The sequence below is a fragment of the Shewanella sp. SM32 genome, from assembly GCF_025654235.1.
GTDB lineage: Bacteria > Pseudomonadota > Gammaproteobacteria > Enterobacterales > Shewanellaceae > Shewanella > Shewanella oncorhynchi.
Genome location: NZ_JAKKRO010000149.1, coordinates 1 through 1,364 on the forward strand (window position 1 = coordinate 1; position 1,364 = coordinate 1,364).

At 48.2% G+C, this 1,364-nt stretch carries 1 pseudogene; it reads left to right on the forward strand.

Going from position 1 to position 1,364, the window contains the following annotated elements:
* Window positions 1–75: 75 nt before the first annotated feature.
* Window positions 76–1,364 (forward strand): annotated as a pseudogene (locus tag L5M10_RS23820) (IS3-like element ISSpu6 family transposase); the annotation flags it as partial.

Below are 1,364 nucleotides of genomic sequence, written 5' to 3' on the forward strand. Positions count from 1 at the left end.
CCCCCTGTGTCAGGATTGTTGTCACCCCTAAATAATCATTATGTTTAAAGACAGGGTGCGGCAAAAGAGAACGATATGGCTCGGTATTCACCAGAACGTAAAGAGGCGATCCTTAAAAAATTATTACCTCCTCACAACTTAACGGTCGCAGAGGTCGCTCGGGAAGAAGGCATCGCGGTGCAAACCTTGTATCATTGGCGAGATATTGCCAGAAAAGAAGGTCGCCCCGTGCCAGGTAAAACATTAACAGCCGATGATTGGTCGGCTGAAGCAAAACTTGCCGTGATTATTGAAACAGCGCCGCTGTCGGAAGCGGAGATAAACCAGTATTGCCGTGAAAAGGGCTTGTTCCGCGAGCAAGTACAGCAGTGGAAACAGGATTGTTTAGCTGGTTTTCAAACCTCAGAAGTACAAACTAAAACCATTAAACAGCAGGCTAAGGCTGACAAAGCCGAAATCAAATCGCTGCAACGGGAATTGCGCTATAAGGAGAAAGCGCTGGCTGAAGCTGCTGCGTTACTGGTGCTCAGAAAAAAGCTCAATGCGCTCTGGGGGGACGACAGCGAGGAGAGCTAACCCCCTTGCCTGAGCGCATAGCATTGATTGCCTTAATCCAAGAGGCGTATACCCAGGGTGCTCGCCTTTATAAGGCTTGTGCTGAAACGGGCCTCAGTAAGCGTACCTATCGACGTTGGTATCGAGAAGGTCAAGTGCAAGCTGATTTAAGGCCAACAGCAGCTCGACCAGAGCCAGCAAATAAACTCGAAGAACATGAGCGACAACAGATATTAAGTGTGTGCAATCAAGCGGAGTACGCCAGCTTACCCCCGTCGCAAATTGTGCCAACATTATTAGATAACGGGATTTATATCGCCTCGGAATCCAGCTTCTACAGAGTGTTAAATGCTCATGGTCAACTTAACCATCGTGGCCGCACTCAGGCTGCGGTCAATCGAAGCAAACCGTTGAGTTATCGGGCAGATGGGCCGAATCAAGTGTGGTCATGGGACATCACTTATTTAGCCTCAATCGTCAAAGGCCAGTTCTACTATTTGTACCTGTTTGAAGATATTTACAGTAGAAAAATAGTGGGTTACGAAGTTCATGAGCAAGAAAGTGGGGAATATGCCGCTGCGCTAATCCAACGCTGTCTGTTACGCGAGCAATGCTTTAACACGCCATTAGTGCTGCATTCTGATAATGGGGCGCCGATGAAGTCACTGACCATGAAAGCCAAGCTGGAAGAGCTTGGTATTACGGCATCATTAAGTCGGCCGCGGGTGAGTAATGACAACCCCTTTTCAGAGTCGTTATTTAAAACGTTGAAATACCGCCCACAGTGGCCGGCATCAGGTTTTAGCTGC